The organism is Marinobacter sp. MDS2 (genome assembly GCF_030718085.1).
Taxonomy (GTDB): Bacteria; Pseudomonadota; Gammaproteobacteria; order Pseudomonadales; family Oleiphilaceae; genus Marinobacter.
In genome coordinates this window covers 1204743-1219083 of the sequence record NZ_JAVAJF010000001.1, presented here as the reverse complement: position 1 = coordinate 1219083, position 14341 = coordinate 1204743, and the positions used below count along the sequence as shown (strand labels likewise).

Here is a 14341-nt window from a genome sequence, read left to right as displayed (position 1 = left end):
AACGTTTGTCAGCCCTTCAGTTATCAGCTTAAAGTTTGTTCAGCCAAGTGCGCGGATTGACCGGTTTGCCGTTCTTGCGAACTTCAAAATAAAGCGCTGGATCCTGCGTGCCCCCGGTGCGGCCCACCAGAGCAATGGTTTGGCCGGGGGTCACCCAGTCGCCGGGAGAAGTGAACAGGCTGCTGCTGTGCCCGTACAGCGTCATGTAGCCATCGCCGTGGTCGATAATGGTCATCAGGCCAAAGCCTCGCAGCCAGTTGGCAAAGACAACCCGGCCATGATGCACAGCGGTTACCTCGGCGTCTTCCTGAGTATTGATGATCATGCCGTTTCGGCGTAACTTGCCGTCGGCGTACAGGGTGCCGTATTGGCTCACCACTTTACCCTGTACTGGCCAGCCGAGTTTGCTGCGCTGCGATTTAAACGGGCGCGACTCGTTGGGGGAAGGGATGTTGGCGATCGCCTCCTGAACTTCCTTCAGCAGTTTTTCGAGCCGTTTCTGGTCGGCTTCAAGGGTCTTCTTTTCACTGCGACGGTCTTTGATGTCGCTCTTTAGGGCTACCAAGGTTTTGTTTCGCTCTTGGCGGCTTTCAGCCAAACGGTTTTGGCGCTGTTCCAAATTGGCCTCGGTCTTGGCCAATTCTACTCGCGTAGCCTGCACTTCAGCACGGGCAGCTTTTAATTCACGCAGGCTGTGCTGGAAGGCTTCCAGTCGTGCGACGGTATCTTTGCTCAGATACTCGTAATAGGTCATGGTGCGCGCAAGGTTGCCCGGTTCGATCTCGTTCAAAAGGACTTTCAGAGCCGGGGCTTCGCCTTCCATCCAGGCGGCCCGAATCTGTTTCATCAGGCCTTTGCGCTGAATATTGAGGGTGTTGGTGAGTTCGCTTTCTTGCTTTTCCAGCGAATGCAGGCGCTTTTTTTGCTCGGCAGCCTGATTGCGGAGGTCCCGGCGTTCCCGGGTAAGCTTGTTGATTTTTCGCTCGGTGGAGGCGAGTTGTTGTTCCAGTTTTGAGCGGTCTTCTTCTGCATCGGCCAGCCACTCATCGATGTTGGCGATGCGCTGTTTCAGCGCTTCGACCTGTTCGGGCGTGACGTCTTGCTCGGCAGACAAAGGCGCAGCCCCCAAGGAGAGGGCCAGCACCAATACAATAAGACGTTTCAAAATACTCGCCGTTATACCAGTCAGCCTATTTCAGCCAGATTTTGACCGGTCATCTCGTCCGGAGCCTTATCACCCATCAGCGTCAGCAGCGTGGGCGCGATGTCGCTTAGGCTGCCGTCGTTTTTCAGAGTGACAGCGCGCGGGCCGGTGTAGACCAGCGGCACCGGGCCAATGGTGTGAGAGGTGTGAACCTGGCCGGAGTTGGGGTCAGTCATCTGCTCGCAGTTACCGTGGTCGGCCGTGATCAGTGCTTCACCGCCTACTTCGTCCAGTGCCTCAACCACACGCCGTACGCACTGGTCCAGGCATTCGGCCGCTTTGATGGCCGCGTCCAGTTTGCCGGTGTGGCCAACCATGTCACCGTTCGCGTAGTTGCACACGATCAGGTCGTATTTGCCGCTCTTGATGGCTTCTACCAGCTTGTCGGTTACTTCCGGAGCACTCATTTCAGGCTGCAGGTCGTAGGTGGCGACTTTCGGAGAGGGCACCAGAATACGATCTTCACCTTCAAATGGGGTTTCCATGCCGCCGTTAAAGAAGAAGGTCACGTGGGCGTACTTCTCGGTTTCGGAAATGCGCAACTGGGTTTTGCCCAACTTCGCCATGTACTCACCCAAGCCGTTGGTTAGCTGCTCGGGCGGGTAAGCGCAAGAGGTTTTAATGTCGGCGGCGTATTCGGTCAGCATCACGAAATCGGCCAGCTCCGGGTGCTTGCGGCGATCGAAGCCGTCGAAATCCGGCTCTACGAACGTGCGTGTCATTTCCCGGGCACGGTCAGCACGGAAATTCATGAACAGAACGGCGTCGCCATCGTTAATGGTGCCTTCCGCTTGGCCATCTTTATGGATGCGCGTCGCTTTCACGAACTCATCGTTCTCTCCGCGCTCGTATGCTTGCTCCAGCGCGATGACAGGGTCTGCGCAGGTGAATTCGGCTTCGCCCAGAGTCATGACGTTATAGGCGGTTTCGACACGATCCCAGCGGTTATCGCGGTCCATGGCGAAGTAGCGCCCAACGATGCTGGCAACGCGACCAACGCCGAGGCTTTCCATTTTGGCAGCGGCTTTCTCCAGCGAAGGACGAGCGCTGCGGGGTGGCATGTCGCGGCCATCCAGGAAAGCGTGGATATAAACTTCTTTTGCACCGCGCTCGGCAGCCAGTTCGGCAGCAGCCAGAATGTGATCTTCGTGGCTGTGTACGCCGCCCGGAGACAGCAAGCCCATTATGTGAACCGCTTTGCCGTTGTTGGCAGCTTTGTCGATGGCGTTGCACAGAGCCGGGTTGTTCTGGAACTCGCCGTCTTCGAGATCTTTGTCGATGCGCGTCAGGCTCTGATACACCACCCGGCCAGCGCCAAGGTTCATGTGGCCGACTTCCGAATTGCCCATTTGACCTTGGGGCAGGCCGACAAACATACCTGAGGTGTTGATCAGGGTTTTCGGCTGGTTCTGCCAGAGTTTGTCCCAAAACGGGGTGTTGGCATTCGAGATGGCGTTGTCATCAGCCGGGTCACGGTGGCCCCAGCCGTCGAGGATAATCAGTGCAGTGGGCTTGCGCGTCGCGGTCATCGTATTGTCCGGTTGGTTGTAGATTGAACGAATAGAAAGTGGCGTAGATTGTAACCGTTTTCATTTGCGCAGGCCACGCAGTAACGCTCGGGGCTGCCCGCCTTCTTTGAGCGGGTGTGGGTGTGTATAATCCGGCCAAACTAATTTTCAGGGTAGCGCTCCATGGATCGTTTGTTTGAATTCGTTGTTAATCACTACATTCTGGTATCAATTTTTGTCGCGCTGATTCTGGCGATTCTGGCGCTTGAATCCCGTCGTGGTGGCGCAAAAATTTCGGCCCAGGGCGCAGTCACTTTGATTAACCGGGAAGAAGCCGTGGTGCTGGATATCCGTGACCGCAAAGACTTCGGAGAAGGGCGCATTACCGGCTCCATCAATATTCCACTAAGCGGCTTGAAAGATCGTTTGAACGAGCTCAACAAGCACAAAGAAAAGCAGATTGTGGTGGTGGACAAAATGGGCCAGCACTCTGCAATGGCGGTTAAACAGCTTAAAGAAGCCGGGTTTTCAGAAGTTGTGCGCCTGAACGGCGGGATCGCCGACTGGAAAGCCAATAACTTGCCCGTGGTTAAGAAGTAATAGGGCTTGATCTGATTGGCGATCTATCGCACTGTTTCACATTACTTGTCGGGGGCGGGCGCTAGACTGTCCCGGCAAAGCGTGACCAGGACAATGGGCGGTGCCCATGCTACGAAATAAAAACGAAAGGACGGATCATGGCTGAGAATCAGCAAGCCGCAGGCAACGAAAACCAGAATCAACCCCAGTTTGCCCTTCAGCGTATTTACGTGAAGGACCTCTCTTTTGAATCGCCGAATGCGCCGATGGTGTTTCAGGAGCAGTGGAAGCCGCAGGTAAACCTGGACCTGAACACCTCTCACACCAAAGTCAGCGACAATCAGTATGAAGTAGTACTGTCGATGACCGTGACTGCCAAGCTGGACGAGAAGGTTGCGTACATTGTTGAGATTCAACAGGCAGGCGTCTTTATGGTGGCGGGCATCGAAGGTCCGCAGCTTGGCCAGATGTTGGGTGCCTACTGCCCGACAATTCTGTTCCCCTACGCTCGTGAAGCCATCGATGGTGCGGTAGGCAAAGGCAGCTTCCCGGCCTTGATGCTGGCGCCGGTGAACTTCGACGCGATCTACGCTCAGGCGCTGAAGAAGAAGCAAGAAGAAGCGGCCGGTGAGGCCGGTGCTGAGCAAACGCACTAAGCGTTTCTCACTTCCAGACATAAAAAAACCGGCAGATTGCCGGTTTTTTTATGTCTACTGGAAATGTTCAGCTTGCGCCGGGGAAACCTAACTGGCGCCAGGCTTCATACACCACCAGAGCCGCTGTATTGGACAGATTCAGGCTACGGCTGTCGGGTTGCATGGGTACCCGGAGGCGGTGGCTTTCTTCCAGCCCTTCCCGAACTTCTACCGGCAACCCGCGGGTTTCGGGGCCAAACATCAGGTAGTCACCGTCTTGGTAGGCGACTTCATGGTAATGGCGAGAGCCTTTGGTGGTGAGCCCGAACAGCCGCTCGGGGCGTTCGCTTTCCAGAAAGTTGGCGTAATCTGTGTGGATCTTTACCGTGGCGTATTCGCTGTAGTCCAACCCGGCCCGGCGCATCTGCTTGTCTTCGAGAGAGAATCCCAAAGGCTCAATCAGGTGCAGCTGGCAACCGGTGTTGGCGCAAAGCCGGATAATATTGCCAGTGTTCGGCGGTATTTCCGGCTCGTACAAGACAACGTGTAACACCCGCCTTAGCGCTCTACAGCCAAGGCGACGCCCATGCCGCCACCGATGCACAAGGTCGCAAGCCCTTTCTTGGCATCACGGCGCTGCATTTCGTGCAACAGGGTAACCAGAATCCGGCAGCCGGATGCACCGATTGGGTGGCCCAGGGCAATGGCACCGCCGTTGACGTTCACCTTACTGGTGTCCCAACCCATATCACGATTTACCGAAATGGCTTGTGCTGCAAAGGCTTCGTTGGCTTCGACCAGATCCAGGTCGGCTGCGGTCCAGCCGGCGCGCTCGAGGCAGCGCTGGCTGGCAGGGATTGGGCCAGTCCCCATGATGGTGGGATCAACGCCAGCATTGGCGTGTGCTTTGATGGTAGCCAGCGGGGTTAAGCCAAGCTCTTTGGCTTTCTCGGCACTGCAGACCATCACTGCGGCGGCACCGTCGTTCAAAGAGGAGGCGTTGCCGGCGGTGACAGAGCCGTCTTTCTTGAACGCCGGACGCAGCTTGCCAAGGCCGTCAGCTGATACGCCGTCCCGTGGGCATTCATCTTTATCAACCACGATCGGGTCGCCTTTGCGCTGTGGAATGCTGACCGGAACAATCTGTCCGTCAAAGCGGCCATCGTTCTGGGCAGCAACGGCCTTTTGCTGTGATGCGGCGGCGAATTCGTCCTGTTCTTCACGGCTGATGCCGTACTTCTCGACAATGTTCTCGGCAGTGATTCCCATGTGGTAATCGTTAAAGGCATCCCACAGGCCGTCGGTGATCATGGTGTCTACCATGTTCCAGTTGCCCATGCGCTGGCCGTTGCGGCTGTTGGGTAGCACGTGGGGCGCCTGGCTCATGTTTTCCTGGCCGCCGGCAATGATCATCTCGGCATCGCCACAGCGGATCGACTGTACCGCCATGTGAACGGCCTTGAGGCCGGAGCCACAAACCTTGTTGATGGTCATGGCGGGAACGGAGGCAGGAAGCCCGGCGTGGATACTGGCTTGGCGAGCCGGGTTCTGGCCGCTGCCGGCTGTCAGTACCTGGCCGAGGATGACTTCGTTAACTTGCTCGCCGGCAACGCCGGTGTCTTCCATCAGTGCCTTGATAACAGCCGCGCCGAGTTGATCAGCACGAACGCTCGACAGGCCACCGCCAAAACTGCCAATAGCGGTACGTTTTGCGGCAACAATCACAACATCACGCATGGAAACTCTCCGTTGTATAAATGCAGGTTCAGCCGGTCGGCTGCCCGGGAATGTAATTTGTTGGCAGCTATTGTAGCGGGAAAGCCCGAGTGCGCCAAAACCACCAAAGTCGAGTTATGGGGCCAAAGCCTGCGTGATACGGGCGAGCCGCTCGTTACGAATGGCGTTGCCCAGTTCTTTGCCTTTGAATCCTTGCTTCAGTAGCTCTTGCGGGCTGACGTCTTTCGCAGATTCTGCCGCGCGGTTTAGCGGCTCCACATGCTGTTTATGGGGCGTGCAGGCGAGGGCGACTACGAGTTGCTCAAAACGCTCAGGCCGACGCCACAAGTCAGCTTGGTCGAACATATCCAGCACGGCTTCAGGGGGGAGGGTGCCGTCGTTGTGTTGGGAAAGCCAATCGGCGAACAGGCAAACCAGACGCGTGAGATCCCGGCAGTCGTTCGGACTCTTCATGGTTATGGCCCGGGTGCTGGCCTCGGGCTCAGGCAGCGCGCTTAGCAACGCCGCAAACCGCTGGGCGGTCGTACTGTTCTGAGAACCTATGCATTGCAAAGCGTGAAGGCCGGCCTGGAAATGTTCGGTATGGGCCAGTTCGGGCATCAAAATGTCCAGAGCGCCCAGCTCATGCAGTACCTCAAAAAAGACGGAGGGCGCTTTTTCGTGCAGCGCACGCTGGACTTCCTGCCACACGCGCTCAGGTACCAGGTGTTCTAACTCGCCGTCGCGGATCATGCCTCGCATCAGTGCCATCGTATCCGCACAGATGGTGAAACCGAGCGGATGGAAGCGAGCCGCAAACCGGGCGGTTCTGAGAATACGCAGGGGGTCTTCGGCGAACGCCTCGGAAACGTGGCGAAGGGTTTTCTGCTCTAAATCGGCTAAACCATTGAATGGGTCAACCAAGGTGCCATCTTCGCGCTCAGCCATAGCGTTAATGGTCAGGTCACGGCGTAACAGGTCGTCTTCAAGCGTGACGTCTGGGGCACTGTACACGGTAAAGCCGTGGTAGCCGTGGCCTTGTTTTCTCTCCGTGCGGGCAAGGGCGTATTCTTCGCCGGTTTCGGGGTGCAGAAAAACCGGGAAGTCAGCTCCCACCTGGCGATAGCCTTTTTGTTTCATGGCTTCTGGCGTGGCGCCGACCACAACCCAGTCGCGGTCTTTGACCGGAATGCCCAGCCGTCCATCGCGCACTGCGCCGCCCACAAGGTAGATTTCCATGTTATTCGCCCTGATTGGAATTAAACGCCATGTTTGGCTGAAATCGTAGGCGGATTATCGATGCGTTATGGCAGTGACGCAAATCGGAGGGCAGGGGGAATTCGTTCGGGGGCCGCTTGCGTGCCCCCGAAGTAGTCGGAGTTCTTTAGAAGGAAGCACCGAACTCGATAGCGGCACCGACATCAGCACTGCTGTACAACGCGCCTAGGTCCAAGCGAGCACCCAGTACGTTCAGGCCGAAACCGGCGGTGAACTGGGTGGTTTCTTCAATGCCATCGTTGTCGCTGTTGCTGGCGAGGTTATGGCGAACACCGGCACGTAACTGGGCATAGCGCCAGGCATCAAACTCGGCACCCACAGCCAGCCATTGAGTGTCGTCTTCGTAGCCGAAGGCTTCTTTCTTGGTCAAATCCAGTTCAGCCGTTACCACATGGTAGGCACCTTTGTGGGCGATAGCTGCCGTGACCATTGGGTTGAGTTCGAGGGTGTATTTGTCTTCCAGTGCGGGACGGCTCTGTGCCGAATCCAGCTCCATCGGGATCAGGTTTTTCACCACGACGCCGGCGTTCCATTCCTGCTGTTCCCCGAACGCGTAAGCTGCGCCGACGTCCAGGTTGAAGCCGCTTTTTTCGGTTTGGTAGTCGTCGCCGTCAAATTCGTCGTCTTCAAAGCCGGAGACAGTTTCGGTGTATTGGTAGGTGCGGAGTTGGACGTATTTGGGAGAAATCCCGGCCTGAAAGCTAGTTTCGTTGTTTAGCTCGAAGGTCGAGGCGAAGCTGACCCCTGCTTCGATTACAGCTGAGGCGAGAATTCGACCACGAGAATCAAGTTTAATGCTGGTATTGCCTGCATTGTCGCGCTCAACTTTTTTACTTTGATCGAGAATATCATCAATATCGGCTGCCGAATCGGCATTGCTGATGCGTGTAAGAAGGGAGCTATCACTATCGTCCCCACTATCATCCCATTCTCCGCGAGCTGTGGCGGTGACATTTCCTGAAGTGAATGCACCAATCGAAAATTTTGGGCTCGGAGCAGCAAGTGCCACGCCAAGTCCAATATTGGCCCGCACAGTGTCGTTGTTAAATGCTGTAAGTCTTCTGTTAAGTTCTTTGGTTGTGTTTTGCAGGCTTCTGACGTCTTCGGCATCTGAGTTTTTATCGAAGCTTGAAGCTTTCTTGTTGAAGTCTTCAATAACGGCCTGAATGCCATCAATCTGGTCAACTGTTTCTTCTTCATCGGCAGCGCGAATGTTAAAAGACGGCAGCATTACTCCAAAATCATCCGCCCAGTCATGTTGCTGAGAAGCCATCATGGCCGGGTTGGTGCTTGGTGCGGCAGACGGTGCAGATACTGCGACACCGGTTCCGGCCATAGCAAAAGAGCGTGACGACATGAAGGCTTGAGGGCTGGCCAGTGCGGAGGTGGTCGCGATGGACAGGCCAATGGCCAGGGAGAGTTTGTTAAAGCGCGTAGCGTTCATGTAGAGCCTGCTTGTGTGTGTTGTTTGGGGGCAGTCGATAATAAGGAGATTAGGCCAGGTGTTTGCAATAAACAGCTGGCAAGTCGTAACGGTTTGTTCCAGATTCGTAAACTAAGGCAAAATCTTGCCGTTTTTATTGGCTGGAAAGTTTAGTTTTTATTGAACGGCCATTTGAATCAATTGGTTATCTGTGATGGCGTGATTTTTTCATGGTCATGGAAAACCTGTGTTCCGGAGACGAGATAATGACACTGACAAGGTGCTTTCTGCCCGTGTTGCTGGCCATGGCATTGGTTGGCTGCGCAACCGGAAGTAAGCAAGATGCCTCGGATGAGTTTGAGCCGATCGTGGTTGAGGTGAGTGGCTTTGGTGTTTACGGCCAGTCCCAGCAAGGCCGGTCGAACCCCCAACAACGGCTGATGGCTCTCAGGGCTTCAAGGTTGGATGCCTATCGAAACCTGGCCGAACGGGTGTATGGCTCCGTGATATACGGCCACTCGACTGTGAGCGATTTTGCACTCAAGAGCGATAGCTTCCGTGCCTACGTGGACAGTTATGTGCGCGGGGCTCGTACCTTGTCCGTGAATGAGCACCCCGGGGGAGTGGTTGAAACGGTTATGGAGTTGAAGCTGGAGCCCCGGTTCCGGCAGTGCGCATCCGAGGTGGCGGATGATCAGGTGCGGGATGTTTGCGCGATCCCCATGCCGAGTCACCACGTATCGAAAAGTGACGTGGCAACCACTGATGTCAAAGGCGAAAAGATTGATTCACTTTATTATCTGGATTAAACCAGCCGCTTTTCGGCAGGGTTCGGGAGCGTTATGACTCGCATCGTTATTTTGTGTTTGATTGTGGTGTGTTCCGGTTGGGTGAACGCTGCAACAACCCTTGAGGGCGTTGGCCATGCCAACATTCGCGAGGACAATCTGGATGAGGCCCGCGCCGAAGCCCGGCAAGCAGCCATGCGCGATCTGGCATTGCAGTATCAGGCACAAGTCAGTACGCAGGATACCGTTGAGAACGGACAGCTTACGGTATCGAAAATGGAACTGTCTTCGAATGTCGAGCTCCGTAATGCCACTATCGTCGACGAGTCTCGACGGGGGAATTTGTTGCGAGTTGTTGTTCGGGCTGAGCTTTCCGGTAAAACTGCGGATGGCGAGGGCAGCTGTCAGGCGGGAGAATCTTCGGGGCTGCGTAAACGGGTGGCTGTGACCGGGTTCCCGATTGTGATGCCGTCTCAAGGAGGCGATCCGGGCCTGGATAATGCGGGTGAGCAGTTGCCGCAAGCACTGGTGGCGCGTCTGCAGAAACAGGGCAAGCTGCAGGTGCTCGGTGCTACATCGCTTCGTCTGTTCAGCAATTTACCGGATGCACCGACAACTCAGGCAAATATGGCCAGCAATCGCCTGACCAACGTGGTGCAGCTGGCTCGGGAGCTGGGGGCTCAGTTTGTTGTGACCGGCGTTATCCGGGATATAGGAGTGTCCGATCCTGACGCATGGGGTACATCGGTCTTCGATAAAATGAAAGGAGGGCTGGGCTTTGGCGATAAGACCCGGCGTTTCGAAACTGAGATGATGGTGTTCGACGGTTTCAGCGGTTCACCGGTGTTTCGTAAACGGTTTGAAACCACGGCCAATTGGACGCCGGCCGGCAGAGGCACGGCAGGCTTTGGCGCAGCTGGGTTCGAGAAAAGTGAGTGGGGAGCAGCGGTTTCGGAGGTGATTGACGAGATGACTGCAGCCGTTGGTAGTGCTCTGAACTGCCAGCCTTTTATGGCTCGCATCACTCGTGTCAGCGATGACAAGGTAACCCTGGCGTCTGGTGCGACCGCCGGTTTACGCCCTGGTGATCAGCTCAACATCTATCGCAGTCAACGCTACTTCGATTCACTCGGCGGCACACCAGAGCTTGCCGATGCGGGCGTGACAATGACGCTGGACAGCGTGCACCCGGATTTCAGCACTGGTCGCCTTGCGACATCGGGCCGCCAGATCAATGTGCAGAGGGACGATCTGGCGATTATCTGGTGATCTCAGGCAGCGGCTTCGGCCGCTGCGATATCCCGAATCTTGCTGACCATCGCCCGCAGGCCGTTGCCGCGAGTGGGGGAGATGTGGCGCATCAGGTCGAGTTGTTCGAACAGTTCGTCAATATCGGTCGCCAGCAGTTCCCGCGGCGATTTGGCGTTCAGAGCCACCAGAATGATGGCAGCCAGACCGCGCACAATCATGGCGTCCGAATCGATCAGCAGGAACAGCTTGCCGCTGTCTTCATCGTGCTGGTGGATCACCCATACCTGGCTTTGACAGCCGTGCACGTAGTTCTCTTCGATGCGGGCTTCATCCGGAAATTCGGGTAACTGTTTGCCCAAGTCGATGATGAAGGCGTAACGGTCTTCCCAGTCGTCCAGAAACTCGAAGGCGTCCAGCACGTCTTCCAGTGTGGTTTTTTGGCCGAGCGGATTGTCCAGAAATAGTTGTTTGCTAGCGGTCATAGCATACCCAGTTCAAGTTTGGCTTCATCGGTCAGCATGTCGTTGTTCCAAGGCGGATCAAAAGTGAGCTCTACGGTCACTTTGTCCACGTTGGGCACGTGCTCAACTTTGCGCTTCACGTCGTCGGTAATCACCGGGCCCATGCCGCAGCCGGCAGCGGTCAACGTCATCTTGATATAGACGTGGTTGCCGTCTTCGGTGCCGTTTTCAATTTTGCACTCGTAAATCAGCCCCAGATCGACCACGTTGACCGGGATTTCCGGGTCATAGGCGCTGCGCATGGCTTCCCAGACCTGGTTTTCGTTCACCGTGCCGTCGGCGGGTGTTTCAAAGCTGCTTTCCAGCGGTTTTTTGCCCAGCGCGTCTGCGTCGTGGCCTTCGATGCGAGCCAGATTCCCGTTGACCGCAACGGTGAATGTGCCGCCCAAAGATTGGGTGATCGTCACGAAGGTATCCGCCGGAATCATGATCTCTGTTCCCACGGGCACCAATCGTGCCTCCACTTCGCGCTTCGTCAGGACAACTTCCCGTTCTTGCATGCTCAATAAAGCCTCTGTTTATGACACCGTAAAGCTTTCGCCGCAGCCACATTCCGCGGTCGCGTTGGGATTGCGGAAACGAAACAGGGAGTTCACTCCCTCGGTGACAAAGTCGATTTCAATACCGTTGACCAAAGACAGGTGTTCCTGCTTAACGTATACGTCCACACCGTCGATAGAGAAAATGCGGTCGTCGTCGCCGGGATGTTCAACCCACTCGGTTTCATACTTAAAACCGGAGCAGCCACTCTTTCTGATGGCCAGGCGAATACCTTTAGCATCCGGCTTTTTGTCCAGTTGTTTGCGAACGTGTTTGACCGCTGTGGGTGTCATGGTCACGTTGACATCGTTCGGGGTGAAGACTTCGGCTGACATGTTTCCACCTCCTCAGGTAAACAGGCGCTGGATTTTTTGCAGGCCGGCGAACAGTTGCTCGACCTCTTCCAGTGTATTGTAAAACGCAAATGATGCCCGGGCTGTACCGGGTACTCCGTAGAAATCCATTAACGGCATGGCGCAGTGATGGCCGGTGCGAATGGCAATGCCTTGCTGGTCCAGCAGGGTGCCTATGTCGCTGGGGTGCAGCCCGGCAATCTTGAATGACATCACGGGCACTTTGTTTTTAGCCGTACCGATGATTTCCATGCCGGGTACCGTGCTTACTAACTCGTTAGCGCGGGCCAGGAGGGCGTTCTCAGCCGCTTCCATGGCCTTCCGGTCAAGGCCGTCCAGATAGCGGATAGCTGCAGCCAGCCCTACCGCTTCGGCGATAGCCGGCGTGCCGGCCTCGAATTTGTAAGGCAGAACGTTCCAGGTGGTACGCTCGAACGACACCCGTTCGATCATTTCGCCGCCGCCCTGATAGGGAGGCATCTGTTCCAGCAATTCTGCGCGACCGTACAGCACTCCGATGCCGGTGGGGCCAAACAGTTTGTGGGACGAAAACACGTAGAAATCACAATCCAAGGCCTGAACGTCGGGCTTGAAATGGGGGACCGCCTGGGCGCCATCAATCAGAGTCAGTACGCCCTGATCTTTGGCTTGTTTAATGAGCGAGGCAATCGGATTCACGGTACCCAGTACGTTGGAGACGTGGGTAATCGCCAGAATTCGAGTGCGCTCATTCAGTAGGTCGTTGAAGGAATCCAGATCCAGTTCACCGGCAGCGTTCACCTGCACCGGCACCACTTTGGCGCCCGTACGTTCGGCCACCATCTGCCAGGGCACGATGTTGGCGTGGTGCTCCATGTGGCTGACCAGAATTTCGTCGCCTTCGTTCAGGCGATGCGCCAGGCCGTTGGCGACCAGGTTGATCGCTTCGGTGGTGCCGCGCGTCCAGATGATTTCGCGCGTGCTGGGCGCGTTCAGAAAGCTGCGAACGGTTTCCCGGGCACCTTCAAAGGCCGCTGTGGCACGATCGCCGAGGGTGTGAGCGCCCCGGTGCACATTAGAGTGCATTTCCCGGTAGTAACGGTCCATGGCATCCAGTACGGCGGTTGGCTTTTGGGCCGAGGCGCCGTTGTCCAGATACACCAACGGCTTCCCGTTAACCTCTTGGGCCAGAATGGGGAAGTCGCGCCGGATGCGTTCTACATCAAACGCTTTGGTGCTGGTGTTGTTTGCCATGGACAGATCGCTCATGCCTTCAGATCTCCTGGAAGGTTTGCTCGAAGAATTCGTTCAGACGTACCTGGGCTGTTTCCCGCACGACTTCCAGCGGTATCTGGCTAACCAGTTCGTTAATGAACGCCATGGTGAGCAGTACGTTTGCGTCGCGGCGACCAATGCCCCGTGACAGCAGGTAGAAAATGGATTCTTCGTCCAGTTGGCCGATGGTGGCACCGTGGGCACACTTTACATCGTCGGCGTAGATTTCCAGTTCCGGCTTGGTGTCGATCTCGGCACCGTTGTTCAGCAACAGGTTTTTGTTGTTCATATCCGCAAAGGACTTTTGCGCGTCCTGATGGATATGAATTCGCCCGTTGAAGATCGCATGGGATTGGTCTGCCGCGATATTCCGGTAGGTTTCTTCGCTGTTGCAGTTCGCCGCCACATGGTCAATGGAGGTGTGGTTGTCGTAGTGCTGTTTGCCTTGAGTCACGACAACGCCATTGAGTTTGGTTTCGGCTTCTTCGCCGACCAGGCGCACTTGCAGGTCGTGCCGGCGCAATGGGCCGCCAAAACCAACGCAGTGGCTTTCGAAACGCGAACTGTGGTTCTGAACCACGCCGGTGGCACCAATGTGCTGAACCGATTCGCCTTCCATGTTCAGTCGAATGCTGGTTACGTTCGCGCCGTCGGCCAGAGTGAATTCAGTCACTGTGTTAACGAACGCAGGTGCATCGCCACTGGAGGTGTATTCTTCAACCAGTGTGATCTGGCTGTTTGCTCCGGCTTCAACGAAAATCCGCGGGAAGGCTGAACCACTGGCATCCGCGGCGGTTTCATGAATGATGAACAGCGGCTGATCCAGGGCTGCACCGGCTTGCAGGCGCACGAGCAGCCCGTCGTCAAAACGGGCTCCATTCAGGCGAGCGAACTGGGCCTGATCGTGGTCCAGTGTGCTGCCCAGCTGAAGCGCGAGTACGTCTGCTTCTTCGTTATCAAGATCGCTGAAGCTCCGAATGGTGATGCCGTCTATATCCGGAAAGTCGCTGGCTTCGGGAATCAAAATCCCGTTGCGGAATACGACCTTGTAGCCGGACACCGCCAGGCTGTTGCCGGTTTTGCCTTCGGCGGGCAAGGAAATGGCCATCTCGTCGGGCAGCTTCAAATACTTGCTGGAGTACTTCCAGTTTTCGGTTTTACGGGTAGGCAGTGGCATGTCAACCAACAGACTCGCCCGTTGTTTACGCAGCGCCAGCAGCGGCTCAGGCAGAGTTTGCCCGGCCGGATGCAGGAAGGCGCTGGAAAGCATTGGTGCTTGTTTCATTCCGCG

At 56.1% G+C, this 14341-nt stretch carries 15 protein-coding genes; 4 read left to right on the top strand and 11 right to left on the bottom strand.

The window, feature by feature from the left end:
- Positions 1–28: 28 nt before the first annotated feature.
- Complete coding sequence (locus tag Q9245_RS05880) at positions 29–1168, bottom strand: murein hydrolase activator EnvC (RefSeq protein ID WP_371824805.1); 1140 nt, start codon at positions 1166–1168, stop codon at positions 29–31.
- A 17-nt stretch (positions 1169–1185) separates the two neighbouring features.
- Entirely contained in the window at positions 1186–2733 is a 1548-nt protein-coding gene (gpmM, locus tag Q9245_RS05875) for a 2,3-bisphosphoglycerate-independent phosphoglycerate mutase (protein WP_305896261.1), read from the bottom strand.
- 162 nt (positions 2734–2895) lie between these two features.
- Between gpmM and Q9245_RS05870 the strand changes: the two genes are divergently transcribed.
- Together Q9245_RS05870 and secB are read left to right on the top strand one after the other, a co-directional pair.
- A complete protein-coding gene (locus Q9245_RS05870; RefSeq protein WP_199006061.1) occupies positions 2896–3312 on the top strand; it encodes a rhodanese-like domain-containing protein in 417 nt (138 codons plus the stop codon).
- Between the two features lie 137 nt (positions 3313–3449).
- Positions 3450–3947, top strand: a complete 498-nt coding sequence (secB, locus tag Q9245_RS05865; protein ID WP_305896260.1) for a protein-export chaperone SecB — start codon at positions 3450–3452, stop codon at positions 3945–3947.
- A 67-nt stretch (positions 3948–4014) separates the two neighbouring features.
- Here the strand turns inward: secB and trmL are convergent, their stop codons facing one another.
- From trmL to traF, 4 genes are all read right to left on the bottom strand, one after another.
- Positions 4015–4479: a tRNA (uridine(34)/cytosine(34)/5-carboxymethylaminomethyluridine(34)-2'-O)-methyltransferase TrmL gene (gene trmL, locus Q9245_RS05860; RefSeq protein WP_305896259.1), complete on the bottom strand. Its 465-nt coding sequence runs from the start codon at positions 4477–4479 to the stop codon at positions 4015–4017.
- 5 nt (positions 4480–4484) lie between these two features.
- Positions 4485–5663, bottom strand: a complete 1179-nt coding sequence (locus tag Q9245_RS05855; protein WP_305896258.1) for an acetyl-CoA C-acetyltransferase — start codon at positions 5661–5663, stop codon at positions 4485–4487.
- Positions 5664–5777: 114 nt separating this feature from the next.
- Positions 5778–6881 (bottom strand): multifunctional CCA tRNA nucleotidyl transferase/2'3'-cyclic phosphodiesterase/2'nucleotidase/phosphatase, encoded by a 1104-nt coding sequence (locus tag Q9245_RS05850; protein ID WP_305896257.1) that lies wholly within the window; start codon positions 6879–6881, stop codon positions 5778–5780.
- Between the two features lie 145 nt (positions 6882–7026).
- Positions 7027–8364 (bottom strand): conjugal transfer protein TraF, encoded by a 1338-nt coding sequence (gene traF / locus Q9245_RS05845; protein WP_305896256.1) that lies wholly within the window; start codon positions 8362–8364, stop codon positions 7027–7029.
- A gap of 245 nt (positions 8365–8609) precedes the next feature.
- On the opposite strand from traF, the gene Q9245_RS05840 reads away from it, so the two are divergent.
- Positions 8610–9152, top strand: coding sequence for an LPP20 family lipoprotein (locus tag Q9245_RS05840; protein ID WP_305896255.1), 543 nt, complete (start codon positions 8610–8612; stop codon positions 9150–9152).
- A 33-nt stretch (positions 9153–9185) separates the two neighbouring features.
- On the top strand, positions 9186–10400 hold the full coding sequence (locus tag Q9245_RS05835) for a flagellar assembly protein T N-terminal domain-containing protein (protein WP_305896254.1): 1215 nt from the start codon (positions 9186–9188) through the stop codon (positions 10398–10400).
- A 2-nt stretch (positions 10401–10402) separates the two neighbouring features.
- On the opposite strand, the gene Q9245_RS05830 is transcribed toward Q9245_RS05835, so the two are convergent.
- The 5 genes from Q9245_RS05830 to sufD are packed head-to-tail and all read right to left on the bottom strand — an operon-like array spanning position 10403 to position 14335.
- The gene (locus Q9245_RS05830) at positions 10403–10864 is read right to left on the bottom strand and encodes a SufE family protein (protein ID WP_305896253.1); all 462 of its coding nucleotides are present in this window, start codon (positions 10862–10864) and stop codon (positions 10403–10405) included.
- Complete coding sequence (gene sufT / locus Q9245_RS05825) at positions 10861–11403, bottom strand: putative Fe-S cluster assembly protein SufT (protein WP_114334454.1); 543 nt, start codon at positions 11401–11403, stop codon at positions 10861–10863. The genes Q9245_RS05830 and sufT overlap by 4 nt, the downstream gene beginning before the upstream one ends.
- Positions 11404–11421: 18 nt before the next feature.
- Positions 11422–11778, bottom strand: coding sequence for an iron-sulfur cluster assembly accessory protein (locus tag Q9245_RS05820; RefSeq protein ID WP_305896252.1), 357 nt, complete (start codon positions 11776–11778; stop codon positions 11422–11424).
- A gap of 12 nt (positions 11779–11790) precedes the next feature.
- Positions 11791–13044, bottom strand: a complete 1254-nt coding sequence (locus Q9245_RS05815; RefSeq protein WP_305896251.1) for an aminotransferase class V-fold PLP-dependent enzyme — start codon at positions 13042–13044, stop codon at positions 11791–11793.
- Positions 13045–13048: 4 nt separating this feature from the next.
- Positions 13049–14335: a Fe-S cluster assembly protein SufD gene (gene sufD, locus Q9245_RS05810; RefSeq protein ID WP_305896250.1), complete on the bottom strand. Its 1287-nt coding sequence runs from the start codon at positions 14333–14335 to the stop codon at positions 13049–13051.
- Positions 14336–14341: the final 6 nt, after the last annotated feature.

Coding starts and splice junctions, on each gene's coding strand:
- gpmM (WP_305896261.1), bottom strand. CDS start 2,733: ATGACCGCGACGCGCAAGCCCACTGCACTGATTATCCTCGACGGCTGG.
- Q9245_RS05870 (WP_199006061.1), top strand. CDS start 2,896: ATGGATCGTTTGTTTGAATTCGTTGTTAATCACTACATTCTGGTATCA.
- secB (WP_305896260.1), top strand. CDS start 3,450: ATGGCTGAGAATCAGCAAGCCGCAGGCAACGAAAACCAGAATCAACCC.
- Q9245_RS05855 (WP_305896258.1), bottom strand. CDS start 5,663: ATGCGTGATGTTGTGATTGTTGCCGCAAAACGTACCGCTATTGGCAGT.
- Q9245_RS05850 (WP_305896257.1), bottom strand. CDS start 6,881: ATGGAAATCTACCTTGTGGGCGGCGCAGTGCGCGATGGACGGCTGGGC.
- traF (WP_305896256.1), bottom strand. CDS start 8,364: ATGAACGCTACGCGCTTTAACAAACTCTCCCTGGCCATTGGCCTGTCC.
- Q9245_RS05840 (WP_305896255.1), top strand. CDS start 8,610: ATGACACTGACAAGGTGCTTTCTGCCCGTGTTGCTGGCCATGGCATTG.
- Q9245_RS05835 (WP_305896254.1), top strand. CDS start 9,186: ATGACTCGCATCGTTATTTTGTGTTTGATTGTGGTGTGTTCCGGTTGG.
- Q9245_RS05830 (WP_305896253.1), bottom strand. CDS start 10,864: ATGACCGCTAGCAAACAACTATTTCTGGACAATCCGCTCGGCCAAAAA.
- sufT (WP_114334454.1), bottom strand. CDS start 11,403: ATGCAAGAACGGGAAGTTGTCCTGACGAAGCGCGAAGTGGAGGCACGA.
- Q9245_RS05820 (WP_305896252.1), bottom strand. CDS start 11,778: ATGTCAGCCGAAGTCTTCACCCCGAACGATGTCAACGTGACCATGACA.
- Q9245_RS05815 (WP_305896251.1), bottom strand. CDS start 13,044: ATGAGCGATCTGTCCATGGCAAACAACACCAGCACCAAAGCGTTTGAT.
- sufD (WP_305896250.1), bottom strand. CDS start 14,335: ATGAAACAAGCACCAATGCTTTCCAGCGCCTTCCTGCATCCGGCCGGG.